The sequence below is a fragment of the Arthrobacter sp. A5 genome (assembly GCF_051131705.1).
GTDB lineage: Bacteria > Actinomycetota > Actinomycetes > Actinomycetales > Micrococcaceae > Arthrobacter_M.
This window is the reverse complement of the sequence record NZ_CP180316.1, coordinates 3,626,646-3,652,334: the sequence shown is the minus strand read 5'-3', so window position 1 is coordinate 3,652,334 and position 25,689 is coordinate 3,626,646. Positions and strand designations below refer to the sequence as shown.

19 protein-coding genes and 1 pseudogene are annotated in these 25,689 nt (G+C 66.1%); 16 read left to right on the top strand and 4 right to left on the bottom strand.

Annotation, left to right across the window (positions count from 1 at the left end; translation table 11 throughout):
- Positions 1 to 157: 157 nt before the first annotated feature.
- From ACLLJI_RS17225 to ACLLJI_RS17195, 7 genes are all read left to right on the top strand, one after another.
- Positions 158 to 505, top strand: a complete 348-nt coding sequence (locus tag ACLLJI_RS17225) for a holo-ACP synthase (protein WP_434614832.1) — start codon at positions 158 to 160, stop codon at positions 503 to 505.
- Position 506: 1 nt separating this feature from the next.
- On the top strand, positions 507 to 2,276 hold the full coding sequence (locus ACLLJI_RS17220; protein WP_434614829.1) for a bifunctional ADP-dependent NAD(P)H-hydrate dehydratase/NAD(P)H-hydrate epimerase: 1,770 nt from the start codon (positions 507 to 509) through the stop codon (positions 2,274 to 2,276).
- Between the two features lie 78 nt (positions 2,277 to 2,354).
- Positions 2,355 to 4,547 (top strand): glycogen debranching protein GlgX, encoded by a 2,193-nt coding sequence (glgX, locus tag ACLLJI_RS17215; protein ID WP_434614825.1) that lies wholly within the window; start codon positions 2,355 to 2,357, stop codon positions 4,545 to 4,547.
- 78 nt (positions 4,548 to 4,625) lie between these two features.
- A complete protein-coding gene (gene treY / locus ACLLJI_RS17210; RefSeq protein ID WP_434614822.1) occupies positions 4,626 to 7,088 on the top strand; it encodes a malto-oligosyltrehalose synthase in 2,463 nt (820 codons plus the stop codon).
- 22 nt (positions 7,089 to 7,110) lie between these two features.
- A complete protein-coding gene (treZ, locus tag ACLLJI_RS17205; RefSeq protein WP_434614819.1) occupies positions 7,111 to 8,904 on the top strand; it encodes a malto-oligosyltrehalose trehalohydrolase in 1,794 nt (597 codons plus the stop codon).
- Positions 8,901 to 9,938 carry an L-glyceraldehyde 3-phosphate reductase gene (gene mgrA, locus ACLLJI_RS17200; RefSeq protein ID WP_434614816.1) on the top strand — a complete coding sequence of 346 codons (1,038 nt, stop codon included), beginning with the start codon at positions 8,901 to 8,903 and terminating at the stop codon, positions 9,936 to 9,938. Before treZ ends, mgrA begins: the two co-directional genes overlap by 4 nt.
- Positions 9,939 to 10,142: 204 nt before the next feature.
- Positions 10,143 to 11,228, top strand: coding sequence for an inositol-3-phosphate synthase (locus ACLLJI_RS17195; RefSeq protein WP_283559701.1), 1,086 nt, complete (start codon positions 10,143 to 10,145; stop codon positions 11,226 to 11,228).
- Between the two features lie 85 nt (positions 11,229 to 11,313).
- Here the strand turns inward: ACLLJI_RS17195 and ACLLJI_RS17190 are convergent, their stop codons facing one another.
- Together ACLLJI_RS17190 and ACLLJI_RS17185 are read right to left on the bottom strand one after the other, a co-directional pair.
- Entirely contained in the window at positions 11,314 to 13,002 is a 1,689-nt protein-coding gene (locus ACLLJI_RS17190; protein ID WP_434614813.1) for a glycoside hydrolase family 13 protein, read from the bottom strand.
- A gap of 83 nt (positions 13,003 to 13,085) precedes the next feature.
- Positions 13,086 to 13,274 carry an ABC transporter permease subunit gene (locus tag ACLLJI_RS17185; protein WP_434614810.1) on the bottom strand — a complete coding sequence of 63 codons (189 nt, stop codon included), beginning with the start codon at positions 13,272 to 13,274 and terminating at the stop codon, positions 13,086 to 13,088.
- Positions 13,275 to 13,531: 257 nt separating this feature from the next.
- Between ACLLJI_RS17185 and ACLLJI_RS17180 the strand changes: the two are divergent.
- A pseudogene (locus ACLLJI_RS17180) lies at positions 13,532 to 14,994 on the top strand (protein adenylyltransferase SelO).
- Positions 14,995 to 15,335: 341 nt separating this feature from the next.
- On the opposite strand, the gene mshA reads toward ACLLJI_RS17180, so the two are convergent.
- Positions 15,336 to 16,583, bottom strand: a complete 1,248-nt coding sequence (mshA, locus tag ACLLJI_RS17175) for a D-inositol-3-phosphate glycosyltransferase (RefSeq protein ID WP_434614807.1) — start codon at positions 16,581 to 16,583, stop codon at positions 15,336 to 15,338.
- A 195-nt stretch (positions 16,584 to 16,778) separates the two neighbouring features.
- Here mshA and ACLLJI_RS17170 point away from each other — a divergent pair, with 195 nt between their 5' ends.
- The 5 genes from ACLLJI_RS17170 (at position 16,779) to ACLLJI_RS17150 (ending at position 20,755) form a co-directional block, all read left to right on the top strand.
- Complete coding sequence (locus ACLLJI_RS17170) at positions 16,779 to 17,657, top strand: carbohydrate ABC transporter permease (RefSeq protein WP_283559698.1); 879 nt, start codon at positions 16,779 to 16,781, stop codon at positions 17,655 to 17,657.
- A 163-nt stretch (positions 17,658 to 17,820) separates the two neighbouring features.
- Positions 17,821 to 18,639 carry a carbohydrate ABC transporter permease gene (locus tag ACLLJI_RS17165; RefSeq protein ID WP_434614803.1) on the top strand — a complete coding sequence of 273 codons (819 nt, stop codon included), beginning with the start codon at positions 17,821 to 17,823 and terminating at the stop codon, positions 18,637 to 18,639.
- A 40-nt stretch (positions 18,640 to 18,679) separates the two neighbouring features.
- Positions 18,680 to 20,017: an ABC transporter substrate-binding protein gene (locus ACLLJI_RS17160; protein ID WP_434614800.1), complete on the top strand. Its 1,338-nt coding sequence runs from the start codon at positions 18,680 to 18,682 to the stop codon at positions 20,015 to 20,017.
- A 104-nt stretch (positions 20,018 to 20,121) separates the two neighbouring features.
- The gene (locus ACLLJI_RS17155; protein ID WP_434614797.1) at positions 20,122 to 20,361 is read left to right on the top strand and encodes a type II toxin-antitoxin system CcdA family antitoxin; all 240 of its coding nucleotides are present in this window, start codon (positions 20,122 to 20,124) and stop codon (positions 20,359 to 20,361) included.
- Complete coding sequence (locus ACLLJI_RS17150; protein ID WP_434614794.1) at positions 20,354 to 20,755, top strand: type II toxin-antitoxin system VapC family toxin; 402 nt, start codon at positions 20,354 to 20,356, stop codon at positions 20,753 to 20,755. The genes ACLLJI_RS17155 and ACLLJI_RS17150 overlap by 8 nt, the downstream gene beginning before the upstream one ends.
- A 23-nt stretch (positions 20,756 to 20,778) precedes the next feature.
- Here ACLLJI_RS17150 and ACLLJI_RS17145 read toward each other — a convergent pair whose 3' ends face one another.
- Entirely contained in the window at positions 20,779 to 22,323 is a 1,545-nt protein-coding gene (locus ACLLJI_RS17145) for a 6-phospho-beta-glucosidase (RefSeq protein WP_434614791.1), read from the bottom strand.
- Between the two features lie 246 nt (positions 22,324 to 22,569).
- On the opposite strand from ACLLJI_RS17145, the gene ACLLJI_RS17140 reads away from it, so the two are divergent.
- The 3 genes from ACLLJI_RS17140 to tsaE all read left to right on the top strand — a co-directional run bounded on the left by ACLLJI_RS17140 (position 22,570) and on the right by tsaE (position 25,681).
- The gene (locus tag ACLLJI_RS17140; RefSeq protein WP_434614788.1) at positions 22,570 to 23,652 is read left to right on the top strand and encodes a carbohydrate kinase family protein; all 1,083 of its coding nucleotides are present in this window, start codon (positions 22,570 to 22,572) and stop codon (positions 23,650 to 23,652) included.
- Positions 23,653 to 23,661: 9 nt separating this feature from the next.
- Positions 23,662 to 24,909, top strand: a complete 1,248-nt coding sequence (alr, locus tag ACLLJI_RS17135) for an alanine racemase (RefSeq protein WP_434614785.1) — start codon at positions 23,662 to 23,664, stop codon at positions 24,907 to 24,909.
- A gap of 136 nt (positions 24,910 to 25,045) precedes the next feature.
- The gene (tsaE, locus tag ACLLJI_RS17130; protein WP_434614782.1) at positions 25,046 to 25,681 is read left to right on the top strand and encodes a tRNA (adenosine(37)-N6)-threonylcarbamoyltransferase complex ATPase subunit type 1 TsaE; all 636 of its coding nucleotides are present in this window, start codon (positions 25,046 to 25,048) and stop codon (positions 25,679 to 25,681) included.
- Positions 25,682 to 25,689: the final 8 nt, after the last annotated feature.

The following is a 25,689-nucleotide window of genomic DNA, read 5'->3' as shown; positions in this document are numbered from 1 at the left end:
TCCGGCTGAGCCCGGCGCTCCGCCGCTTTGCGTGACGAGTCCGGGAACAGTGGCGGTGGCTCCCGCTAGCGCCTAGCGTCCTCCCCAAACTCGCTTCGCTCGTCCTCCCCAAACTCGCTTCGCTCGTTCGGGGCCCCTCGCCCGCTAGGCTGGGACCATGATCATTGGGATTGGCGTGGACGTGGTGGACGTAGAGCGGTTCGCGCGCCAGCTGGAGCGAACGCCGGGGCTGCGGGAACGTTTGTTCGTGCCGGCGGAGCGGACACTGAACACCCGCTCGCTGGCCGCCCGGTTTGCCGCGAAGGAAGCCGTAGCCAAAACCCTCGGCGCCCCCGCCGGAATGAACTGGCAGGACTGTTGGATCGGTCTGGATGAACATGGACCCACCGTCCAGGTCAAGGACACGGTGGCCGCCGTGGCTGCCGCCAAGGGCGTCAAGCGCTGGCACTTGTCGATGAGCCACGACGGCGGAATTTCGACCGCCATGGTTATCGCCGAGGGATAACATGCTGCGCGCCTACAGCGGAACGGATGTCCGCGCGGCCGAACAGCCCCTGCTCGCGGCCGGGCAGGGCCCGGTCCTGATGCAGCGCGCCGCGCACGGACTCAGCCACGCCGTCGTACAGCTGCTCAAAGAGCGCTGCGGCGGTGTCTATGGCGCCCGAATCGTGGTGCTGGTCGGGAGCGGGAACAACGGCGCCGACGCTCTCTATGCCGCGGCGGCCCTGGCGGCGCGCGGAGCACGGGCGACGGCGGTGCTGGGCTCCGCGGGAGTGCATGCGGCCGCGCTGGCCGGTTTCCGCCGGGCGGGCGGCCGTACCGTGATGCTGCCGGACCCGGACGCCGGCGGGGCAGGCGGTCACGTGGAGGCTGAGAGAGACACCGCTGGTGGGGGAGACGCTGCGGGCGACGGTAGGGCAGACACCGCGGGAGATGCTGCAGGCGACGGCGAGGGATACGCTGCCGGCAACGGGGAGAAGAGTCTTTTCGGGGACGGCCCGGAAAGCGCCCAGGCCGACGGCGGTTGGCTGGCGGAGGCCGTCGCCGCAGACGTACTGATCGACGCGGTTCTGGGAACCGGGGCCCGCGGTGGGCTGCGGGAGCCGTGGGCGGCCGCCGTGAGATCACTCCAAAACCTTAGCGGCCCCTCTGTCGTGGCCTGTGATCTGCCCAGCGGCGTTGACGCGGACACCGGGGAGGTGTTCGAACCGGTGCTGAAGGCCGGGCTAACCGTGACCTTCGGAGCGGCCAAGACGGGGCTGTTTTCACCCCCCGGGGAGGGCGTGGCCGGCCGAGTGCAGGTAATCGGCATCGGGCTGGAAGGGCAGCTCCGGGACCCGGCGCTGCGCCGGCTCGAGGCGGCCGATCTGGCCGCCCTGCTGCCGGCCCCGGATCGGGATGACCAGAAGTACACCCGTGGCGTGTTGGGCATCGTGGCCGGCTCAGCCCAATATCCCGGGGCCGCGCAGCTTTCCTGTGCCGGGGCGCTGGCCTGCGGCGTCGGCATGGTCCGTTACCTGGGGCCCGGGTCGGTGGCCGCGTTGATCCATGCCGGCAGTCCCGAAGTGGTCTGCGGCGAAGGCACCGTGGCGAACAGCCGGGTGCAGGCCTGGCTGGCCGGTCCCGGGATCAGCGGAGACGGCCGCGTTGACAGGGGTGACAGGGGTGGTGGTGCCGGCGGTGACAGGCGCGGCGATGCCGGCGGCGATGACGGTCAGTTGCGGCGCTGCCGTGACGCCTTCGACTCGGGACTGCCTGTTGTCGCGGATGCAGGAGCGCTGACCGTGCTGCCCGCAAACGTCGGGGCGCACATCATTCTGACTCCACACGCCGGAGAACTGGCCCAGCTGCTCCGGCGCCTGGGTCGGGATGTCAGCCGGGAGCAGGTTGAGGCGCAGGGCATGGCCCATGCCCTCGCGGCCGCGAAGCTGACCGGAGCCACCGTTCTGCTCAAGGGCGCAACCACCCTGGTTGCGTCGCCGGGCGGATCCGTCTTCAGCCAGAGCGAGGGCACGCCCTGGCTGGCCACCGCCGGCAGCGGGGACACATTGGCGGGAATCCTCGGCGCGCTGTTGGCGGCCCTGGCCGAGGACACCGGGCGTTTCAGCGCCTTGGGCATCGCGGCCGAGGACCGCTGGGCAGCCATCGGCGCCGCGGCCGCAAGTCTGCACGGCCGGGCCGGTGCGTTGGCCGGGGCCGGCGGTCCGCTGCACGCCAGGGACCTCGCAACGGCGGTTCCGCGGATCTGGCGCAGACTGCGCCCTCCGGCCCGGTAACCTAGGGGTGGAATACGCTAAGTTTCCTTAGCGTATGGAAGAGTCGTGAATACTTGTTGGACTGAGCTGGGAGTACACATGGAAGTTTGGCCGGGAAACGCCTATCCGCTGGGAGCCACCTTTGACGGAAACGGCACCAATTTCGCGATTTTCAGCGAGGTTGCCGAGTCCGTGCAGCTCTGCCTTTTCGACGACGACGGAACGCAGACCAGCGTCGCCGTCGTCGAGGTGGACGGCTACGTCTGGCATTGCTACCTCCCGCAGATCCAGCCTGGGCAGAAATACGGATACCGCGTCACCGGCCTGTATGACCCGGAGCAGGGCCAGCGGGGTAATCCCAACAAACTGCTGCTGGACCCTTATGCGAAGGCAGTAGCCGGAAAAATCGACTGGGATCCGTCACTTTTTTCTTATAATTTGGGAGACCCGGACTCCAAGAATGATGCCGATTCCGCCCCACACATGATGCTCGGCGTCGTCATAAATCCTTTCTTCGACTGGGACGGTGACCGTTCCCCCCGCACGCCGTATCACCACTCGGTCATTTACGAGGCCCATGTCAAGGGCCTGACACAGCTGCACCCGGACGTGCCGGAAGAGCAGCGCGGAACCTATGCCGGCGTTGCGCACCCGTCCGTCATCGAACATCTGAAGAAGCTCGGCATCACGGCCATTGAACTGATGCCCGTCCACCAGTTCGTCCAGGACAGCACCCTGCTGGATCAAGGCTTGTCGAACTACTGGGGCTACAACACCATTGGATTCTTCGCCCCGCACAACGAATACAGCTCCACGGGGGATCTGGGACAGCAGGTGCAGGACTTCAAAGCGATGGTCCGCGCCCTGCATCTGGCGGACATCGAGGTCATCCTGGACGTGGTCTACAACCACACGGCCGAAGGAAACCACCTGGGCCCCACGCTCTCCTTCCGGGGCATCGACAACGCCGCGTACTACCGTCTGATGGACGGCGACGAAAAGCACTACATGGATTACACCGGCACTGGCAATTCGCTGAACGTGCGCAACCCGCACGCCCTGCAGCTGCTGATGGATTCGCTGCGCTACTGGGTCACCGAAATGCATGTGGACGGGTTCCGTTTTGATCTGGCCTCCACGCTGGCCCGGGAGTTCTATGACGTGGACAAGCTGTCCACTTTCTTTGAACTGATTCAGCAGGATCCGGTGGTGTCCCAGGTGAAACTCATTGCCGAACCGTGGGACATTGGTCCCGGCGGCTATCAGGTTGGTAATTTCCCGCCGCAGTGGACGGAGTGGAACGGCAAGTACCGGGATACCGTGCGTGATTTCTGGCGCGGTGAGCCGTCAACGCTGGGTGAGTTTGCCTCCCGGCTGACCGGCTCCGCGGACCTTTACGAAAAATCGGGCCGGCGCCCGGTGGCATCCATCAACTTCGTTACGGCCCATGACGGTTTCACCATCGCTGATCTGGTCTCCTACAACGACAAGCACAACGAGGCTAATGGGGAGGGGAACAACGACGGCGAGTCCCACAACCGCTCCTGGAACTGCGGTGTGGAGGGCCCGACCGAGGATCCAAAGGTTCTTGGACTGCGGGCACGGCAGCAGCGCAACTTCATCGCCACGCTGCTGCTGTCCCAGGGCGTGCCCATGCTGCTGCACGGTGATGAGCTGGGCCGCACTCAGCAAGGCAACAACAACACCTACTGCCAGGACTCCGAGCTGAGCTGGGTGCACTGGGATGCCGTGGATAAACCGCTGGTGGAGTTCACAGCCGCCGTGAACCGGTTGCGGGCCGACCACCCCACGTTCCGCCGCAGCCGTTTCTTCGATGGCCGGCCGGTGCTGCGCGGTCAAGGCGACAAGCTCCCGGACATCGTCTGGCTGAACGTCGATGGCCGGGAAATGCTGCCCGACGACTGGGACAGCGGGTTCGGGCGCACCATCGGAGTCTTCTTCAACGGTGACTCCATCAGCGGCGTGGACCGGCGGGGTCACCAAATCACGGATGTGAATTTCCTGCTCTACTTCAATGCCCATGACGATGTGGTGGAACTGACGCTCCCGTCGAAGGATTACGCTCCTAAATGGGACGTCGTGATCGACACCGCTGGAGTCCATGCCGATGATGCCGTGACGTTGGGCAGCTCCGCCAAGATCGCTATCGAAGCCAAGGCTCTGATGGTGCTTCGGGCACATTCCGCGCAGGAGGAAGAGCCGGACCATTCAGTGGCCGCTTCATTGGCCGAACGCGTCAGCCCCATGCCGGGATTGAGCAGCGAACTCTAGAGCCGTGTCCCGCGTCTTGCGTCAAGGCAACGCAAGGCGCGGGACGCCGTTGTGCAGCCATTACGGAGGAACCCGCAGATGAAAACACCCGCTTCCACCTACCGACTCCAGATCCACGACGGATTCACGCTGTGGGATGCCGCCGGGCAGGTGGATTACGTGGCCCGGTTGGGCGCGGACTGGCTCTACCTGTCCCCCCTGCTGAAGGCGGAGGCCGGATCGAACCACGGCTACGACGTCGTCGACCCTTCGCTGCTGGATCCGGCGCGCGGCGGCGAGGACGCGCTGGCCGCACTGGCTGCCAAGGCGCATGCGGCGGGGATGGGAATCCTGCTGGACATTGTGCCCAACCATATGGGCGTGGCCACGCCGGCTGCGAACCCCTGGTGGTGGTCGTTGCTCAAGGAGGGCCGGGAGTCCCGCTATGCGGAGGCGTTCGACGTTGACTGGGATGCCGGTGGCGGCCGGATCAGGCTGCCGGTGCTGGGCTCGGCGGCGGATCTGGACGCGCTTGAGGTGCACGGCTCCGAGCTGCACTATCACGAGCACCGTTTTCCGCTGGCGGACAGAAGCTGGGGAACGGTCGACGGCGCTGAACCAGACGGCGCTGAACCGGACGACGGCGCCCGCGTTCCCACCGTCGCTCAGGCCCGAGCGGTACACGACCGGCAGCACTACGAGCTGGTCGACTGGCGCCGCGCCGACCACGATCTGAACTACCGGCGGTTTTTCGCCGTCAATTCGCTTGCCGGCATCCGGGTCGAGGTTCCCTGGGTTTTCGACGAATCCCACGCCCGGATCCTGCATTGGGTCCGACAGGGCTGGGTAGACGGGCTGCGGGTGGACCACCCGGACGGCCTGGCCGATCCGGCCGGATACCTGCGGCGACTCAAGGACGCCACGGACGGCGCTTACCTGCTGATCGAGAAGATCCTCGAGCCAGGGGAAACGCTGCCGGACTCTTTGCGCTGCGAGGGAACCACCGGCTACGACGCGCTGGCGCAGCTGGACCGGATCTTTGTGGACTCGGAAGGCGAGGCACCCTTAAGCATGCTGGATGCCCGGCTGCGCGGCGAAGAATGCGGTTACGCGGAACTGATCCACGGGACCAAACGGGCAGTGACCGACGGCATGCTGAACTCGGAAATCCGCCGGCTGGCCCGTCTGGTTCCTCCGGGCAGCCCGCTGTCCGCTGCGGATGCCGAGGATGCGCTGGCGGAAATGATTGGTAATTTCGACGTCTACCGGACTTATCTGCCGATCGGTCTCGAGCGTCTGGAACGCGCCGCCGGCCGGGCCCGCACGCGGCGCCCGGAGCTGGGGCCGGCATTGGATATTCTGCTGCCGCTGCTGGGTGGCCGACCCGGAGCCGCGCCCGATGCGGCCGCGGAGGGAACGCGGACCGGGGATCAATTGGCCATCCGTTTTCAGCAGACCTCCGGAATGGTGATGGCTAAGGGTGTGGAAGACTGCGCGTTCTACCAATACACGCGGCTGACCTCGTTGACGGAGGTCGGTGCGGACCCGGCCGTCTGGTCCGTCGGAACGGACGAGTTCCACCACTTCATGGCTGCCCGGCACGGTCGGGAGCCGCTGGGCATGAATGCGCTGAGCACCCACGACACGAAACGCGGTGAGGACACCCGCGCGCGGATTTCCGTGCTTTCAGAGCTACCGGCGGAGTGGGAACAGCTGCTGGAACGGCTCCGGGAGCTGGCCCCGCTCCCGGATGGACCGCTGGAGAATCTGCTCTGGCAGTCGGCGGTCGGCGCCTGGCCGCTCAGCCGTGACCGGCTGCAAGGGTACGCGCAGAAGGCGGCCCGGGAGGCCGGGAATTCCACCACCTGGACTGCTCCGGATGAGGCCTTTGAACGGCAGCTGGCATCGCTCGTGGATGCGGCCTATGACAATCCGGAGGTGACGGCGCTGATCGACGGCTTCGTGGACCGGATCCGGCCGTACTTCCACGCGAATGCCCTCGGTGCCAAACTGCTGCAGCTGATGATTCCCGGGGTCCCGGATGTGTACCAGGGCAGCGAGTTGTACGAGCAGTCCCTGACCGACCCGGACAATCGCCGGCCAATCGATTTTGACGAAAGACGGCGGCGGCTGGCAGCGCTGGACGCCCGCACCGCGGGTGCCGGCAACGGTGAAAGCAGCGGTGACGGCGCCGGCGTTTTCGATGCAACTGCCGACGGGTCTGGCGGCCTCGACACCGGGATGGCCAAACTGCTGGTGACCTCGCGTGCGCTGCGCCTGCGCCGGGATCGGCCGGAACTGTTCACCGGCTACACACCGGTGCAGGCCAACGGCCCTGCCGCGGGCCACCTGCTGGCGTTTGATACCGGCGCGGCGATCGCTGTGGCTACCCGGCTGTCCCGCGGGCTGGAGGCCGACGGCGGCTGGCGGGGGACCGCCGTCGTGCTTCCCTACGGGTGCACCGATCTGCTGACTGGGCGCACTCACCCGGCGGAGCCGGTACCCGTGGCGGAAATTCTCACCGACTTTCCGGTGGCGCTGCTGGCGCGGACCGGCGACTAAACCACAACGACCGAGGAGAACCATGATCGACCGGGACACCGCCAGCACGCGTTTTGATCTTTGGGCACCCGATGCCGAATCCGTCACCCTGCTGGCCGAGGGCCAGCGGCTGCCGATGACGCGCAGCGCGGACGGCTGGTGGGCCGCTGCCGGCGCGCCCCGCGGTGCCGACGTGGATTACGGCTACCTGCTCAACGGCGAGGACACGCCGCTGCCGGATCCGCGCTCGCGGCGCCAGCCGGGCGGCGTGCACGAGCTGTCCCGGACCTTCGACGCCGGAGGCTACCTGTGGGGCGACGGCGCGTGGACCGGGCGTCCGCTGGCCGGCGGGGTGATCTACGAACTGCACATCGGCACGTTCACGCCGGAGGGCACGCTCGATGCCGCCATCGCCAAACTGGATTATCTGGTCGACCTGGGTGTGGACTTCGTCGAGCTGCTGCCGGTCAATGCGTTCAATGGCACGCACAACTGGGGATACGACGGCGTGCTGTGGTACGCGGTGCACGAAGTCTACGGCGGGCCGGAGGCCTACCAGCGGTTCGTCGATGCCTGCCACCGGCGCGGGCTGGGCGTGATCCAAGACGTGGTCTATAACCATCTGGGGCCCAGCGGCAATTATCTTCCGCGGTTCGGCCCGTACCTGGCGCAAGGCTCCTCCAACACCTGGGGAGACACCGTGAACCTCGACGAGCCGGGCTCCGATGAGGTGCGCCGGTACATCGTGGAAAACATGCTGATGTGGTTCCGTGACTATCATGTGGACGGGCTGCGGCTGGATGCGGTGCACGCGCTCCAGGACAGTCGGGCGGTGCACATTCTGGAGGAACTGGCCGTGCGCGCCGACGCGGCATCCGTGGCGCTCAGCCGGCCGCTGTCCCTGATCGCGGAATCCGATCTCAATGACCCCCGCCTGATTTACCCCCGCGCGGCCCATGGCGACGGGCTGACCGGGCAGTGGAGCGACGACTTCCACCACGCCGTGCATGTGAACATCACCGGTGAAACCGATGGCTACTACGCGGATTTTGCCTCCGTCGGGGCGTTGGCCAAGGTTCTCGCCAACGGGTTCTTCCACGACGGCACGTACTCAAGCTTCCGGGGCCGGCACCACGGCAGGGTGGTTGACCCGCGGGCCGCCGCACCCTGGCAGCTGGTGGTCTGCATTCAAAACCACGACCAGATCGGCAACCGCGCCATCGGAGACCGGCTCGGCGCCGCCGTCGGCTTTGACCTGCTGGCCGTGGCAGCGGTGCTGAATCTGGCCTCCCCCTTCACCCCGATGCTTTTCATGGGCGAGGAGTACGGGGCCGGGACGCCGTGGCAGTTCTTCACCTCGCACCCGGAAGCGGAGCTGGGAAAGGCGACGGCGGAAGGCCGGATCCGCGAATTTGAGCGGATGGGATGGGATCCGGCCGCGGTGCCGGACCCGCAGGACCCGCAGACGTTTGCCCGCTCCAAGCTCGACTGGGACGAGGCCGCCGGCGGCGCGCACGCATACCTGCTGGAGCAGTACCGGCAGCTGATCGCCCTGCGCCGAAGCACTCCGGCCCTGACCGACCCGACGCCGGGCGCAACGCGGGTGGACTTCAGCGAGGCGGACCGGTGGCTGCTGATACACCGCGGCAGCGGTCCGGAGGCGGTGAGCGTCGCGGTGAACCTCGCCGACGAACCGTGCGCCATTCCGAACTCTGCCGGCGTTGCGCAGATTCTCTTCAGCACCCGGGACGGCGCGGTGCTCTCCGCCGGGCAGCTGGAACTGCCGGGCCGCAGCGCCGTGGTCTTCCGCAGGGTTGGTGGCATGATGAAGGCATGACCTATTCCGCTGCCGAAGATCGTTATGGATGGATGCCGTACCGCCGCGTGGGGAAGAGCGGGCTGAAGCTGCCCGCCATCTCCCTGGGACTGTGGCACAACTTCGGCGATGACAAGGGCTTTCAGGAGCAGCGGGCCATCCTGCGCCGTGCCTTCGATCTGGGCGTCACACACTTCGACCTGGCCAACAATTACGGGCCGCCGGACGGATCCGCGGAGACCAACTTCGGCCGGCACCTGGCGGATGACTTCACGCCGTACCGCGATGAGCTGGTCATCTCGACCAAGGCCGGCTACTACATGTGGCCGGGGCCGTACGGCGAATGGGGATCCCGGAAGTACCTGCTCTCCAGCCTTGACGCGTCGTTGCAGCGGATGAGCCTTGACTACGTGGACATCTTCTACAGCCACCGGCCGGACCCCGACACCCCGATGGAGGAAACCATGGGCGCGCTGGACACCGCGGTGCGCTCCGGTAAGGCCCTGTACGCGGGTATCTCCTCCTATACGCCTGAGCAGACCCTGGAAGCGGCCCGGATCCTCAAGGATCTGGGCACCCCGCTGCTGATCCACCAGCCCTCCTATTCTCTGCTCAACCGCTGGACCGAAGACGGGACCCCGAACCTGTACGAGGCATTGGACCAGGTCGGCGCCGGCTCGATCGCCTTCTCGCCGCTGGCCCAGGGCATGCTCACGGACCGCTACCTCGACGGGATTCCGGCCGACTCCCGGGCCGCGAAGGAGCGTTTTCTGTCCGGGGAGGCCCTCACCGAAGACAAGATGACGCGCGTGCGGGAGCTCAACAGGATCGCCGGCGGACGGGGCCAGTCGCTGGCGCAGATGGCGATCGCCTGGGTTCTGCGGGACCAGCCCAAGGGGTCGCCCGTCACGTCGGCACTGGTCGGCGCTTCGAGCGTTCGGCAGCTGGAAAACAATCTGGCCGCCGTGCAGAACCTGCAATTCAGCACGGATGAGTTAACTGCCATTGACGAGTTCGCCGTCGAGTCCGCCATCAACCTGTGGGCCCAGCGGTAAGCCAGCCTCACGTTTTAGGATGCCCGCCCGGGGGTGTTTATCAGGACAGGGAACAACTTCAGCCGGTTCCCTGTTGGAATATAATGATCAGGCGCCTCTGGACGCCGCCCCGCCTTGCCCCGCCAACAGCTGCGGCCGCAGCGGGCCAGGTCTGTTGCACCATTGAATTGCAGAATATGAATTGCAAAATTAATAAGGAGTTCCGTGTCTTCTCATCCAATTCGGGTAGCCATTGTCGGAGTCGGAAACTGCGCCTCGTCACTGGTGCAGGGCGTGCAGTATTACCAGCACGCGGACCCCGCCGCCGCTGTGCCCGGTCTGATGCATGTGGAGTTCGGCCCGTATCACGTCAATGACGTGCACTTTGTGGCCGCTTTCGATGTCGATTCAAAAAAGGTGGGACTGGACCTTTCCGAGGCCATCGGCGCGAGCGAAAACAACACCATCAAGCTCGCCGATGTGCCCAACTTGGACGTGCCGGTGCGCCGCGGACCGACGCTGGACGGGCTTGGAAAGTACTACCGCGAGACGATCGTGGAATCCGATGAGGAAGCCGTCGACGTGGTCGCGGTTTTGCACGAGGTGCAGGCCGATGTCCTGGTTTGCTACCTGCCCGTCGGTTCCGACGCCGCCGCCAAACACTACGCACAGTGCGCCATTGATGCCGGCGTGGCCTTTGTCAATGCGCTGCCCGTCTTCATCGCCGGAACAAAGGAATGGGCAGACAAGTTCACCGCGGCCGGGGTGCCCATCGTCGGTGACGACATCAAGAGCCAGATCGGCGCCACCATCACTCACCGTGTGATGGCAAAACTGTTCGAGGACCGCGGTGTGGTGCTGGACCGGACGTACCAGCTCAACGTGGGCGGAAACATGGACTTCAAGAACATGCTGGAGCGCGACCGGCTGGAATCCAAGAAGATCTCCAAAACGCAGGCCGTCACGTCCAACACCTCCGCCGTACTGGCGGCAGACGACGTGCACATCGGCCCGAGCGACTACGTGGCGTGGCTCGATGACCGCAAATGGGCCTTCGTCCGGCTCGAAGGCCGCAACTTCGGGGATGCACCGGTGTCGCTGGAATACAAGCTTGAGGTCTGGGATTCACCGAACTCGGCCGGTGTGATCATTGACGCCATCCGGGCCGCCAAGATTGCCCTGGACAGGGGCATCGGCGGGCCCCTCCTCTCCGCCTCCAGCTACTTCATGAAGTCCCCGCCGGAGCAGTATGCCGATGACCTCGCCCACGAAAAGGTCGAGGCCTTTATCCGCGGAGACGTGGACCGTTAGTCGTTCGTGATCGTGCTGCGCCCGTTCCCGCAGGGAACGGGCGCAGACTTATCTGCGTCCAGGGAGTGGACCCGTCGAAACCGGGTTACGGGGCCAGCCAGAGAGTGGTTTCGGCCGGGATGCAGGCGCCGGCAGCCCACGGGGCGCCGCTGCTGAGCACCACCGTGGCGGAGTCGACGCCGGCAGGCAACGGTGTGGGAGCGTCGCCGAAGTTGGTGAGCACCTCCCAGCCGTTGGGGCGGCGGTAATGCGTCAACGTATCGCGGGGCGCGGAAAGCCATGCCAACGACTCGTCGCATTGCAGTTTGCGGCGCCAGCGCAGCGCGACACGGTACAACTCCAGGGTGGACCCGGCCACGCCGTCCTGGACAGTGACGGCATTGTCCGCGAACCAGGCGGGTTGGGGCAGCCACGGGGTGCCGCCAAACCCGAAGTTCTCAGCAGTGGCATCCCACGGCAGCGGGACCCGGCAGCCGTCGCGGCCCTTCACCTTGTGCTTTGTCCGGAACCAGGTGGGGTCCTGCAGGGAGGCCTGCGGCAGGTCGGCCACCTCGAACAGGCCCAATTCCTCACCCTGGTACAGGTAGGCGGAACCTGGCAGCCCAAGCATGAACAGCGTGGCAGCGCGCGCCCGGCGCAGGCCACGAGCCAAATCGGCAGCAGGTGCCTCGCCGTCGGCCAGCAGCCAGGCTTCCAGGTCGTCCTCCGTGCTGCCGTCGGGCAGGGCGTAGCGGGACGGGTGCCGGATCACGTCATGGTTGGAGAACACCCAAGTGGAGGACGCGCCGGAACCTGCCGCCTCCGCCAGGCATTTCTGCACGATGGCACGGAATTCGGCGGCGACGAACGGGGCCTGCAGCAGGTCAAAGTTGAACGCCTGGCCCAGCCCGGTGGGCTGGGCATATTTGAGCCGCCGGTCGGTGAACGGCACCCACGCCTCGGCCACGGCTGTGCGCGGCGGATTGTATTCATTCAGGACCGCCCGCCAGCCTGCAAACACTTCATGGACCGCATCACGGTCGAAGAGCGGGTCGGTGCCGTCATCCACCAGGACTGCCAGCGCCGGTTTCGACCGCAGCGGCAACGACATGTCCTTGACCAGGGCGTGGGCCACATCTACCCGGAACCCATCCACGCCGCGGTCGGCCCAGAAGCGCAGCGTGGTGTGGAAGTCCGCACGCACCTCGGGGTGATCCCAATTGAAGTCCGGCTGCTCCGGGGCGAACAGGTGCAGATACCACTGCCCCGGTTTACCCGCATTGGGGCCGGCCTGTTCCACCACCCGGGTCCAGGCACCCCCGCCAAAGTGGGACGGCCAATCGGAAGGCGGCCGGGCGCCGTCGTCCCCCAACCCGTCAAGGAAGTGATAGCGCGCCCGCGCGGCAGACCCGGGCGCGGACGCGAGGGCCTCCTGGAACCAGACATGCCGGTTGGAGCTGTGATTGGGCACGATGTCCACGATGATGCGGATATCGGCGGCATGCGCGGACGCCACCATGGCGTCAAAGTCCGCAAGGCTGCCCAGCCGCGGGTCCACGTTGCGGTGGTCGTCCACGTCATATCCGCCGTCAGCCAGCGCCGACGGGTAGAACGGGCTCAGCCAAATGGCGTCGATGCCCAGCTCCGAGAGGTACCCCATGCGGGAGGTCACGCCGGGCAGATCGCCGAGGCCGTCCCGGTTGGCGTCGGCGAAACTGCGCGGATAGATCTGGTAAACCGCCGCCTGCCGCCACCAATTGGCGTCCGGATGCAGGGCAGGAGTTTCGATGCTCATTATTTGATGGATCCTCTCATGACGCCGGAGATAACCCAGCGTTGGGCGATTAGGACACGCGGCAGGAGGAAATCGTTCCAGGCTCACATGCACGTGAGAATGCCTACCGTGGCGTTCATCGGCGTGAGCAGCGGGAAGATGACTTGTCGGAACGTGGTCCAGACGCTGGCGCCGTCCATGATCGCCGCCTCTTCCAGCTCGGCCGGAATGGACTTGATGAACGCCGTGTAGACGAACACATTGAAGCTCAGACCATAAACTGCGTACAGCAAAAACAAGCCTACCGGGTTGCCCAGCCCCAGCAGAGCCGTTCCTTGGCGACCGGCAGCACCTCATGGGGAGGCCGCTAAACGGTTCGGCGGCAGCGACCAGCTTAGAGGCGACTTCTCGTAGATATATGCGCTGTTATCGGCGTTCGGATGGTGCTCGGTGTTTATGTCGACTCATCTCGGTCCCCAAGGCCAAGGAGTCCGGCGCTGGGGACTTCGGAAGGTGACACCGGTCACGGTGTCGCAGGTATTCTTGATGGATGAGTGCCACAGCCTTATCAAGCGTTACTTTTTACGGTCGCTTTGCTCGGGAGTTTGCGGAGATGGCCCTTCCTTGGCGGGCGGAGGAGGGTCCGGACCCGCGACTGCTCGTGCTCAACGAGCCGCTGGCCACCGAGCTGGGTCTGGACGCCGCCTCCCTGCGGAGTTCTGGGGGCGTACGTTTGCTGATCGGTAACCTGGTCCCCAGTGGCGCGACTCCGGTGGCGCAGGCCTACGCCGGCCACCAGTTCGGCTGGTTCGCCCCCCGTCTCGGCGACGGGCGCGCACTCCTGCTCGGTGAGATAGCCGACGCGGACGGCCACCTTCGCGACGTCCACCTTAAGGGCTCCGGGCGCACACCGTTCGCTCGCGGTGGCGACGGCCTGGCCGCGGTCGGTCCGATGCTGCGCGAGTACGTCGTGAGTGAGGCGATGCACGCCTTGGGTATACCCACGACACGATCCCTCGCCGTGGTGGCGACCGGGCGTTCGGTGCGGCGCGAGACCCTGCTGCCAGGAGCAGTGCTCACACGGGTCGCGAGCAGCCATCTGCGCGTGGGCAGCTTCCAGTACGCCCGGGCCACGGGCGACATCAACCTCCTGCGCCGCCTCGCCGATCATGCGATCAGCCGTCACCACGCCGGCGCCGCGGAGGCCGAGCACCCCTATCTCGCACTATTCCAGGCGGTGATAGCCGCCCAGGCGTCGCTGGTGGCGCAGTGGATGCTCGTGGGTTTCGTCCACGGGGTCATGAACACCGACAACATGACAATCTCGGGCGAGACCATCGACTACGGGCCGTGCGCATTTATGGAGGCCTTCGACCCGGCCACGGTCTACAGTTCTATCGACGAGGGCGGACGCTACGCCTACGGCAACCAGCCGGTCATGGCGGAGTGGAACCTCGCCCGGCTCGCAGAGGCTCTCCTACCCCTCTTCCACGACGAGCAGGAGCAAGCGGCTGCACTCGCGGTGGAGTCACTAGGCGCATTCCGCCGGCAGTACAGCGCCGCCTGGTCGGCCGGTATGAAGACCAAGCTCGGTCTGCGCGACGGCCTCGGGGACGAAGTGACCTCGCCGCTGGTGCACGAGCTGCTCACCTTGCTTCAGGAGGGCCATGTCGACCACACATCATTCTTCCGGAGCCTCGGCACGGCCGTCCGCGGCCACACTGAACCCGCGCGGGGCCTGTTCCTCGAACCGGCGGCGTTCGATGCCTGGGCGGAGCGCTGGCGCGCCTTGGGTCCGGACGCCGACGTGATGGACCGGGTCAACCCCGTCTACATCCCGCGCAACCATCTCGTTGAGGAGGCCCTCGCCTCTGCGACCGGGGGCGACCTGGATCCGCTCAAACGGCTCCTGGACGCGGTGACTACCCCCTACGACGAGCGCCCAGATCTCGAGCGCTACGCGGCCGCCGCCCGGAAAACTTCGGCGCCTACCGGACCTTCTGCGGAACCTGAGCCTGGGTTTGAGCTGAACCGCCACGCGACCATGCCTAGCGGACTACCGACTCTTATTTATAGGCGGATGTGCATCCAGTGAGGCTTCGCCTTGACCGCCGAGGTGGTTGGTTGGCTATCGGACGATGACGTCCGGTCCGCTGCGGTGCATTCTGGAAGTATCGTACCGTTCATGTCTATGCATTCGAATGATCGGATGCCTTCTCCGGCGATCATGGAAAAGATCGGAACAGCCTTTAAGGAGGTTTGAGCCCTGAGCCATTGTCGTGGCCCTGAAACGGACTGAGTACTTCGCGGTGCGGCCGCCGTCGCCCTCCAGAATTTGGCCTTTGTGTGTCTGACTACCGCCCGGCTACGGCACTTCGGCCGGCGAGCGCGCGGTCGTAGCTGGCGATGGTGAGCTCGGCGGTGTGCTGCCAGCCGAAGGTTTCGGCGTAGACAGAAGCGGCCCGCCCCATGTCCTCCCGGGTCTGCGGGAAATCATAGAGGGACTCCAACGCAGCGGCCCAAGGCTCCGGGTCCCGGCCGGCAACCAGCAGCCCGGTGCGGCCGTCACTGACAGCGCGGGGAAGGCCGCCGACGTCGGTCGCGACCACGGGCGTGCCGCAGGCCTGGGCTTCCAGTGCCACCAGGCCGAAGGATTCGCTTGACGACGGCATCGCGACCACGTCGGCGGAACGGTACCAGTCTGCCAGCTCCACCGCCGCCACGGCCGGCTTCAGGGTGACCACATCGTCGAGGCCTTGGCTGGAGATCAGCCGGGCAAGATTGTAATGGTCGGAACCGCTGGGCGATCCGATGACGGTGACCTGGAGGCTGATGTCGGGCCGGAGCCGGTGCAGCACCCCGGCGGCCTTGATCAGCACGTGTGGTCCCTTCAGCCGCTGCAGCCTGCCCGCAAACACCACATGGAACGTCTCCGGCGCTATTCCCAGTTGGCGGCGTGACCTGTCCCGGAAGGCGGGCTTGAAGATTTTCAGATCCACACCCGGGGCCACCACATCGATTCTGCTCTCACACCCGTTGTAATGGCGCTCCAGCTCCGCCGCTTCGGCCGTGGTGTTGGCGATCAGCCGGGTGGCACGGCGGACGATCTGCTGCTCGCCCTCCTCGCGCAGACTGGGTTCGGCGCTCTGCCCCGGTGGCAGGTGCTGGTTCTTGACCCGGGCCATCGTGTGCATGGTGTGCACCAGCGGCAGCCCCCACTGGCCGGCCAGCAGCAGGCCGGCCATGCCGGAGACCCAATAGTGCGAGTGGATGACATCGAAGCCGACGCCGCCGCCCTCCTGGCGCACTCCGGCGACGGCGCCGGCCAGGTCCGGCACCAGCGCTGGCAGCTTTTCCTTGGGGACTTTGTGCAGCGGGCCGGCCGCGACGTGACGGACCACGACGCCCTCTGCGAGCGGAACCCGGGCAGGCTGTTCCGCGGATGTCTGCCGGGTGAAAATCTCCACCTCGACGCCGGCCGCCGCCAGTTCAAGAGCCAAAGAGCGGACGTAGACATTCATGCCCCCGGCATCGCCGACGCCGGGCTGGTCCAGCACGGAGGTGTGCAGTGACAGCATGGCCACGCGCCGGACGGTATGCATGAGACGCTCCTCTTGGCAGCCTGATTCTGCCTTTTTTGTTCCTTAGCGACGGTGTGCGATGCGCTTGGGCGCATTCTGCGGTTGAATCTAGTGTGCAGTCGAATCCATGACGGACCAACCGTTGTGTGGGCCGGCGCTTGTGCGGGCCCACGGTAGTGCGGACACTGTACTGCAAAGGGAAGAAGGTGAATCCTCATGGCCGGCAAACTCGTCCGCCGCGAGGCAGGAATCGGATACCTTCTTCTGGCTCCAAGCTTATTCGGCATCCTGGCATTCCTTGTCTTTCCCATTCTGGTGGTGATCTGGCTGTCGGTGAACAGCTGGGATCTGCTCAGTCCGGCAAAATTTGTTGGGCTGGAGAACTTTGCGGACGTCTTCAGCGACACCGCTTTCCGCGGGTCGCTGCTGGTGACGTTGCTCTTTGTGCTCATGGTCATTCCGCTGCAGACAGTTCTGGGTTTGTTCTGCGCCACCCTGCTGTCCCGCGCTCTGCCCGGCTCGGGTCTGTTCCGGGTGGTCTATGTGGTGCCATGGATCTGTGCCCCGCTGGCGCTCGGCGTGGTCTGGAAGTGGATCTTCGCTCCCACCGGCGGCGCGCTGAACGCGATGCTCGGAGGGCAGACGGCGTGGCTGTCGGACCCCGTGCTGGCGCTCCCTGCCGTCGCCAGCGTGAGCATCTGGTCCCAGGTGGGCTACGTGACGCTGTTCTTTATGGCCGGGTTGGCCGCCATTCCGATGCAGCTGGTGGACGCGGCCCGGGTGGACGGGGCCAATGCCTGGCAGACGTTCTGGCAGGTCAAGCTGCCACTGCTGCGGCCCACCATGTTCTTTGTGTTGGTCACCGGGGTGATCAGCAGCTTCCAGGCCTTTGACACCATTTATGCGCTCACCCCGAATGGCGGCCCGCGGGGCAGCACCGACGTCATCGCCACGCGGATTTACGGCGAAGCGTTCCAGACCTTCAACCTGGGCCGGGCGTCTGTGATGGCGCTGGTGCTGTTTGTGGTTCTGGTGGCCGTGACGCTGGCACAGCAGTTCTATTTCCGCAAAAGGATCACCTATGACCTCGCCTAAGAACCGACCCTTTCCGTTCCGATCCTCTTCATCCAGGTCCCTTCCTTCGGGGGACGGAACGACGACGGCGAAACGCGGCACGGCCCGTCGTCAGACGCCGCGCAGCCCGGGTGCCCCGCGGCCGGTCCCGAGCGGTCTGGTCCCGCGCCGGCCGGAGCCGGCCGTGCTGGGCCTTAACGTGCTCAGCTACCTCATTCTGGGCCTGGGCCTGGTGATCACGCTGGCGCCGTTTGTCCTGAGCCTGATGACCGCATTCAAAACGCCCGGCCAGTTCGCCGCGCAGCCGGCCCTGAACCTGCCGTCGCCGGCGACGGGTGAGAACTTCCTGACGCTCTTTTCCGGCGACCGGGACTTCTGGGCCCCCATCGCCGTGACGGCGCAATTGGTGCTGATCGTCGTCGTCGGACAGCTGGGCTTCTCCGTGCTGGCCGCCTACGCCTTCGCGCGCATCGAATTCCCGTTCCGCGATGCCTTGTTCTGGCTCTACCTGGGGACGCTGATGGTGCCGCAGGTGGTGACGGTCATCCCGCTGTACACCATGTTCTCCGAGCTGGGTCTGCGCAACACGTTCTGGGGGCTGGTGCTGCCGTTCGTCTTCGGATCGCCGTATGCGATTTTCCTGCTCCGGGAGTATTTCCGCTCCATTCCGCAGGATTTGATCAGCGCAGCGCGGCTGGACGGCGCCGGAACCCTGCGCATCCTGTGGAGCATTGTGCTGCCGCTGAGCCGGCCCATCCTAGCCACGCTGACGATCATCACCGTGGTGAGCCATTGGAACAATTTCCTCTGGCCGCTGATCATCACCAGTGGAAAGACCTGGCAGACGGTGACGGTGGCCACCGCCGGCCTGCAGTCGCAGTACAACGGAAACTGGACCCTGGTGATGGCGGCCACCACCGTGGCCATGGCGCCGCTGCTGGTGCTGTTCGCCATTTTCCAAAAGCACATTATTTCCTCCCTCGCGATTACCGGATTCAAATAGAGAGTCCGCGCGGCCCGCGCGGACGGATAAGGACAGGACAATGAAAAACATATGGCGCAAGGGGGCAACGGCCGTGGCCGGTGCCGCCGTGCTGGCAATGGCGGCCACGGGCTGCTCGCCGGCGGCTGAAAATAATAACAACAACAAATCCGGCTCCGCGGCGACCGTCACCGTCAGGCTCTGGGACGAACAGGTGCAAAAGGCCTACGACGCGTCCTTTAAGGAATTCGAATCCCAGAATCCCGGCATCACCGTCAAAACCACGCTGGAGCCTTACAACACCTACTTCGACAAGCTGCGCACGGACGTATCCGGCGGCAATGCGGATGACATTTTCTGGATCAGCGGATCTTACTTTGCCCCGTATGCGGACAATTCCAACCTGCTTCAGATCGGCTCTGAGTTCGACGGCGAGAAGAGTGGCTGGATGCCGGCCGCCGTCGACCAATACACCCGCAACGCCAAGCTGTGGGGCGTTCCGCAGCTCACCGACGGCGGCATCGCCGTCTACTATAACAAGGCCATGCTGGCCAAGGCGGGCGTGGACCCGGCGAACCTGAGCTGGGACCCGACCGATCCGTCCAGGGACACCTTTTTGAAGGCCGCGCAGAAGCTGACCCTGGATGCGAACGGCAAGAGCGCCGATGATCCCGCCTTCGACAAGGACCACATTGTCCAGTACGGCTACAACGCCAGCCAGGACCTGCAGGCCATCTACTACAACTTCATCGGCTCCAACGGCGGCGCATTCCAAGACGGGGAGAAGTTCGTCTTCGCCTCGGACAAGAGTGCCCAGGCGTTCCAGTACATCGTGGATCTGATCAATAAGTACCATGTCTCGCCCGGTGCCGCCGACACCAATGACAACGGAGACTTCCTGCGGGACGCGTTCATCCAGGGCAAGGTGGCCATGTTCCAGTCCGGGACCTATAACCTCAAGAACGTGGCCGACGGCGCCAAATTCGACTGGGCGGTTGCGCCGATTCCTGCCGGTCCCGAAGGCCGGGTATCGGTGGTGAACAACATTGTTGCCGCCGGCAACGCGAAAACCAAGAACGCGGACGCCACGGTGAAGGTACTCAAGTGGCTCGGTTCGGCGGACGGTTCCAAGTTCATCGGCGCCGAGGGTGCCGCCGTTCCCGCCGTGACGGGCGCGCAGAGCTCCTACCAGCAATTCTGGCAGGGCAAGAACATCGATGCAGGCCAGTTCGCCAAGGCGGCGGAGGGCAAGACCGTCAGCGCGCCGATCGGCTCCAACTATTCGGCGGCGTTCAACGCTTGGAAGCCCATCTTCAATGAGATCTTCCTGGGCCGGACGCCGGTGAAGGAGGGGCTGCAACAGGCGCAGGACGCGGCGAACAAGGCCATGGGCCAGTAGCCGGTACCGGTGCTGGTCGGGTTTGGGGCCACTCGGCGGTGCCGACGGGGGTCGCGGCGTGCAGGAATCCTGCGGCGAACGTTCCCCGACTGGGAATTGTGTGTATGGTGTTGTGTATGGCTCGATTGAATGTGCATGTGCCTGACGAACTCGCTGGGCGCGCCCGTGCACGTGGATTGAATGTCTCCGCACTGACCCAGGCCGCGATTGCCGCGGAGCTGAAACGCTGCGACACCGATGCCTGGCTGGACAACCTACCCGTCCGGGAAAAGGTGGTCCCACACGACGCGGCTCTGGGGGCGTTGGACGCCGCCCGTGCCGAATTCGGCCATACCGATGATTGACGCAGCCGAGATCGTGGTGGTCGACGCGTCAGTGCTGGTGGACTTGCTGGCGGGTACGGATTATGCGGCCGCTGCTGCCACCCGTTTGCGGGGCACTGTTCTTCATGCCCCGGCCCATCTCGACGCCGAAGTTCTCTCCGCGCTCGGCCAGCTGCATCGCGCGGGAGAGCTTTCCGATGCCGACATCCGCGGTGCCTTGGAGTGGCTGGAGACTCTCCCTCTGACGCGTCACCTGCTGGGAGATCTGCTGACCGGGGCTTGGGAGTACCGCGATAATATCCGTCTGGCGGATGCACTTTACGTGCGGCTCGCCAGCAGGATGGACGTACCACTGCTGACCACCGACAGGCGCTTAGCCCGTGCTTGCCCTATTGCGGAGGCCATCAGCCGCTGACCGCAGTTGGTCGCCACCCTCCGTCAGCGCCACATCCGGCCGAGCGCGGGGAAGGCCCTTTCGTAGCCGTCCAGCAGCGCCCGGGCCAGTTCGGCGCCGTCCACCAGCGGGTGAAGGGTGAAGGCGCGCAGCGCGGCGTCCCGGCTTCCTTCCGTGGAGGCCTGCACGACGGCGGTTTCCACGGCTTTGAGCGTCAGCATCAGTCCCAGCTGATGCAGGTCCGGAGTGGACTGCGTCAAAGGCCGGGCACCGCCGCCGTCCACCCGCGCGGGAACCTCGATGATGGCGTCGTCGGGCAGGGCGGCAACGGCGCCGTCGTTGCGGACGTTGAGGATCAGTTCCGCGGGCGTTCCGGTGAGCAGGGCGTGCATGGCATCCAGGGCCACCTGCTCGTAGCCGCCGCCGGCCAGATCCTCGGAATCGCGGTGCGTGGTAGCGCCGGAAGTATCCCCGGTCGCGGAGGCGCCGGAGGCATCGGAGGCACCGGAGGCGTTGCGGGCCTCGGCCAGATAGCCTTCTTCCCGTGCGGTGCGGGCGGCGTCCCACAGCGCGAAGGCCTCCGGACCTGCGGCGCCAAGCTGCGGATACAGCAGCGCCTGCGCCCGGTCAATGGATTCGCCGCGCGTCTGCCCGGCGGCCAGGATGCCGGCCAGCGCCTGCCGCCGGCGGTAATAGTAGAACAGGTACTCGTTGGGAATGCAGCCCAGCAGCCGCAGCAGGTCCGCGCCGAACAGCCGGCCTTCCTCGAACCCGGCAAGCTTGCCCGGGTGTGCCAACAGCGCCGGCAGGTAATCCTTGCCGTCCCGGGTGAGGCCGCGCAGCCAACCCATGTGGTTCAGGCCCACGTAGTCGACTCCGGTCAGCGTGCCACCGGACCCCTTGGAACCGGACCCCTTGGAACCGGAGCCCGGGGACCGGCCGGCCTCCGGACCGCTAGACAAGCTGAACCCGGCGGCGCCGCCTGCGCGCCGCACCAGGCCTATCGGGGAATCGCAGATCCCCAGCACCCGTGGGCCCAGGACCGGTTCCAGCGCCTGGGTCACCATGCCGGCGGGATTCGTGAAGTTCACCAGCCACGCGCCCGGACAAATCCGCGTCATGGCATGCGCCACCGCGAGCATCTGCGGAATCGAACGCAGCGCGTAGGAGATGCCGCCCGCGCCGGTGGTTTCCTGTCCCAGCAGCCCCAAGTCCAGGGCCACCTTCTCATCCACTATCCGGCCGGCGGTGGACCCGGGCCGGATGGCGGCAAACACCACGTCCGCCCCGTTCAGGGCTTGTTCCAGCGCGGTGCACAGCTGCAGCCGCGGCGGATTCTTCAGGCCGGGCATGGTCTCCAACACGCGCCGGATGGCCTGCAGCCGTTCCGGATCCGGATCGTAAAGCGCCAGGTCCGTGATCAGTCCCGCATACCGTGGTCCGGACAGGGCGCGGTAGACCAGCGGCACGCGGAAGCCGCCACCGCCAATAACCGCCAGCCGCGCACCGGTCGCCCGGATGTGCTGAGCCGCGGCGCCGTCCGGCCCTCTCGGCGCTGAAGCTGTGTCGTCCGTTCCGGGAGCCCGCATACATTTATTGTGCCGTACAGTAGGGTGCCGTACATGGGTACCAGCCAGTTTCCAGAAGGTGTTCGATCCCTTCGAGCGCCAGACCTGCGGAATCCGTCCCTCGGTGCTCCGCCCCCGCGGGTTTCCCCGCCCGCGGCTCCGGTTTCCGGCATCCGTCCCGCCGGCGCACCGGTCCCTGACATAGGGCTCGCCGGCGCACCGGCTCCCGACTCCGGCCCCTCCGGAGCCGCGTGCCGTCAAAACCCGGTGCACCACCGGTTCGATCCGCTGGCCGTCCAACGCGCTACGCAGCGGGAACGCTTTGATCTGATCCTGACCGGCTCGGTGTTCTGGGACATCATCTTCACCGGTCTTCAGGAGCTCCCGTCGCCGGGCACCGAGCTCTGGTCCGAGGGGATGGGATCGTGCCCCGGGGGAGTGGCCAACCAGGCCATAGCCGCCAGCCGGCTGGGACTGAATGTCACGCTGGCCGCCGCGTTTGGTGATGATGGCTACGGGGACTTCAACTGGAACATCCTCTCCGCCCGCGAGCACGTGGACCTGTCATCGTCACGCCGCTTTCCCGGCTGGCATTCACCGGTCACCATCTCGCTCTCGGTCCTCAAGGACCGCTCCATGGTGACCCACGGGCACCCTTCCCCGCTGTCCGCCTCCGAGCTCATCGGCGACCCGCCACCCACAGCCCGGGCCGCCGTCGTGCCCCTGGAGGAGGAGTTGGCGCCGTGGGCGCTCGCAGCTGCGCGGGACGGCACCAAACTCTTTGGCGCCGTCGGCTGGGATCCCAGCGGTCGCTGGCCCGGGGGCATGCTGGCGAATCTGAAGCATTTCCACGCGTTTATGCCCAACTCGGTGGAGGCCATGGCGCTGACCCGTACGGATGACCCCTGGGCCGCCTTGTACTCCTTAGCGGACCAGGTCCCGCTGGCGGTGGTTACAGCGGGCGGCCAAGGGGCGCTGGCGGTGGACTCCATCACCGGGGAGGAGGAATGGGTGCCGGCGCTGCCGGTGAATGCCTTTGACCCGACCGGCGCGGGTGACTGTTTCGGGGCGGCTTTCGTGGTCGGTTGCCTGGCAGGCTGGAAGCTGGCGGACCGGCTGAGCTTCGCGAACCTGTGCGCAGCGCTCTCGGTGCAGCAAGTGGGCGGGTCGCTGGCGGCGCCCGGGTGGGGCGACATTGCGGACTGGTGGCGCCGGATGAACATGTCCCGCGAAGGTATGCGGAAACAGTGGCTGCGCCGCTACTCGTTCCTTGAGGATGTGCTGTTGGACGTGCCGGCGGAGGCGGTGCGCCGCGCCTCGGCGACCATTGCCCATCAATCTGATGCCTAAAATGGAAGGGTGATTCCAACCGAAGCGCCTGCCTTTTCCGAACGCCGGGCCGAGATCGATCTCGGCGCGATCCGGCACAATGTACGACAGCTGTGCGACGTCATTTCCCCGGCCAGACTGATGGCGGTGGTCAAGGCCGATGCCTACGGCCACGGCATGGTTCCGGTGGCCAGGGCCGCATTGGAAGCGGGCGCCAGCTGGCTGGGAGTGGCTCACATCTCCGAGGCCCTGAAGCTGCGCGGGGCCGGCATCGACGCCCCCGTGCTGGCGTGGCTGCACACCCCGGCCAGCGAATTCGGAGCTGCGCTGGAGGCCGGCATCGACGTGGGCTGCTCGGGCTGGGAACTGGAGTACATTGTTGCTGCCGCCCGCGACCGGCAGCGGCCGGCCAGGGTGCACCTAAAAATCGACACGGGTTTGGGCCGCAACGGCAGCACAGCCGCACTCTGGGACTCGTTGGTCGGTGAGGCGATGGACTACCAGGAACAGGGCCTGCTGCGCGTGGTGGGGGTGTTCACTCACTTCGCCGTGGCGGACGAGCCCGACCGCGTCGAAACGGACGAACAGCTGCAGCGGTTCCGGGAGGCGGTCGCCGTCGCGGAGGACGCCGGCGCGGACCTGGAGGTCCGGCACCTGGCCAACACCCCGGCCATTCTTTCCCGGCCGGACGCGCATTTTGATCTGGTCCGCGCCGGACTGGGCATCTATGGGCTCTCGCCCTTCGAAAACCAGACCTCGGCGGAGCTGGGTCTGCGCCCGGCCATGACCGTCAAGACTCTCGTCGCGTCCTGCAAGGATGTGCCGGCTCATCAGGGCGTCTCCTACGGCCTGAACTATGTGACGGACCGGCCGAGCACCCTGGCCCTGATCCCGCTGGGATACGGAGACGGCATCCCCCGGGTGGCCACCGGCGGTCCGGTGCGGATCAATGGAAAGACATATCCTGTAGTGGGTCGTGTGGCGATGGACCAGATGGTGGTGGATCTGGGGCCGGACGCATCGGTCGCGGGGGGTGCATCGGTGCTGGGCGCGGAAGCCGAGCTCTTCGGAACGGGCGACGGCGGCGGCCCCACCGCGGACGACTGGGCGGCCGCTGCGGGCACCATCAACTACGAAATCATTACCCGGATCGGGCCCCGCGTGCCGCGGGTCTATCTCAACGAAGCCCGCGGGCGTGCTCTTCCCAGTGGTTCAATTCACGCTGCCTCAACCGGGGCGGCAGCCGGGAACGCGGCCACGAAAGCGCAGCGAGCCTGATGCGGCGGATCGTTCAGCGCGGAGTTGGCCCCGGCGTTGGCGCACGGTGCGTTCCTGTGTGCCTGGAGCCCATACGTGTGCGCCACTTGCGACAGGCGGCCGCGGCTGCAGGGTGGATTTCGGCTTGGCGGGCCGAATGAGCAGGATGTGGGAATTTCGGGTAACAACCACGGAGGCGACCCAGGCAATCGCCGAACGGCTGGGTGCGTTGCTCGCCACGGGGGACCTGCTGGTCCTCAGCGGGGAGCTCGGTGCAGGAAAGACGACCTTCACCCAGGGACTGGGCCGGGGACTGGGAGTCCGCCCAGGCATCATCTCGCCCACGTTCGTGCTGGTGAGGATCCATCCCAACCTCACCGATGGGCCCAACCCGGGAGGTCCGGACCTGGTGCACGTGGACGCGTACCGACTGGAATCCGCCGGGGAAGTCGACGACATAGACCTGGAGAATACGATGGATTCCGCCGTCACGGTGGTGGAATGGGGCGCGGGCCGAGTGGAACACCTGACCGAGAGCCGGCTGGAAATCCACCTGTTGCGGGCCACCGGGGCAGGCGAAGGCGGAGCAGCACCGAACGAAGGCGGCGCGGACGACGGCGCGGACGACGGCGAGGACGAGCCGAGACTGCTGCGGATCAGCGCCATCGGTCCCCGGTGGAACGGAGCCGATCTATCCGATCTTTCCCCCTCCGGCTCAGACTCCCGCTCCGGCACCGGCTTCGCGTCCGGCACCGGCCGGATGCCACCGCCCGGCGCAGAACCGATGGACTAGGTTGGGTT

Excerpts from the sequence above, each read along its gene's own strand:
- ACLLJI_RS17155 (WP_434614797.1), top strand. The coding sequence starts at position 20,122 with ATGGTGTTGTGTATGGCTCGATTGAATGTGCATGTGCCTGACGAACTC.
- treZ (WP_434614819.1), top strand. The coding sequence starts at position 7,111 with ATGATCGACCGGGACACCGCCAGCACGCGTTTTGATCTTTGGGCACCC.
- ACLLJI_RS17190 (WP_434614813.1), bottom strand. The coding sequence starts at position 13,002 with ATGAGCATCGAAACTCCTGCCCTGCATCCGGACGCCAATTGGTGGCGG.
- treY (WP_434614822.1), top strand. The coding sequence starts at position 4,626 with ATGAAAACACCCGCTTCCACCTACCGACTCCAGATCCACGACGGATTC.
- mshA (WP_434614807.1), bottom strand. The coding sequence starts at position 16,583 with ATGCATACCGTCCGGCGCGTGGCCATGCTGTCACTGCACACCTCCGTG.
- tsaE (WP_434614782.1), top strand. The coding sequence starts at position 25,046 with ATGAGCAGGATGTGGGAATTTCGGGTAACAACCACGGAGGCGACCCAG.
- ACLLJI_RS17145 (WP_434614791.1), bottom strand. The coding sequence starts at position 22,323 with ATGCGGGCTCCCGGAACGGACGACACAGCTTCAGCGCCGAGAGGGCCG.
- glgX (WP_434614825.1), top strand. The coding sequence starts at position 2,355 with ATGGAAGTTTGGCCGGGAAACGCCTATCCGCTGGGAGCCACCTTTGAC.
- ACLLJI_RS17150 (WP_434614794.1), top strand. The coding sequence starts at position 20,354 with ATGATTGACGCAGCCGAGATCGTGGTGGTCGACGCGTCAGTGCTGGTG.
- ACLLJI_RS17160 (WP_434614800.1), top strand. The coding sequence starts at position 18,680 with ATGAAAAACATATGGCGCAAGGGGGCAACGGCCGTGGCCGGTGCCGCC.
- ACLLJI_RS17220 (WP_434614829.1), top strand. The coding sequence starts at position 507 with ATGCTGCGCGCCTACAGCGGAACGGATGTCCGCGCGGCCGAACAGCCC.
- mgrA (WP_434614816.1), top strand. The coding sequence starts at position 8,901 with ATGACCTATTCCGCTGCCGAAGATCGTTATGGATGGATGCCGTACCGC.
- ACLLJI_RS17225 (WP_434614832.1), top strand. The coding sequence starts at position 158 with ATGATCATTGGGATTGGCGTGGACGTGGTGGACGTAGAGCGGTTCGCG.
- ACLLJI_RS17170 (WP_283559698.1), top strand. The coding sequence starts at position 16,779 with ATGGCCGGCAAACTCGTCCGCCGCGAGGCAGGAATCGGATACCTTCTT.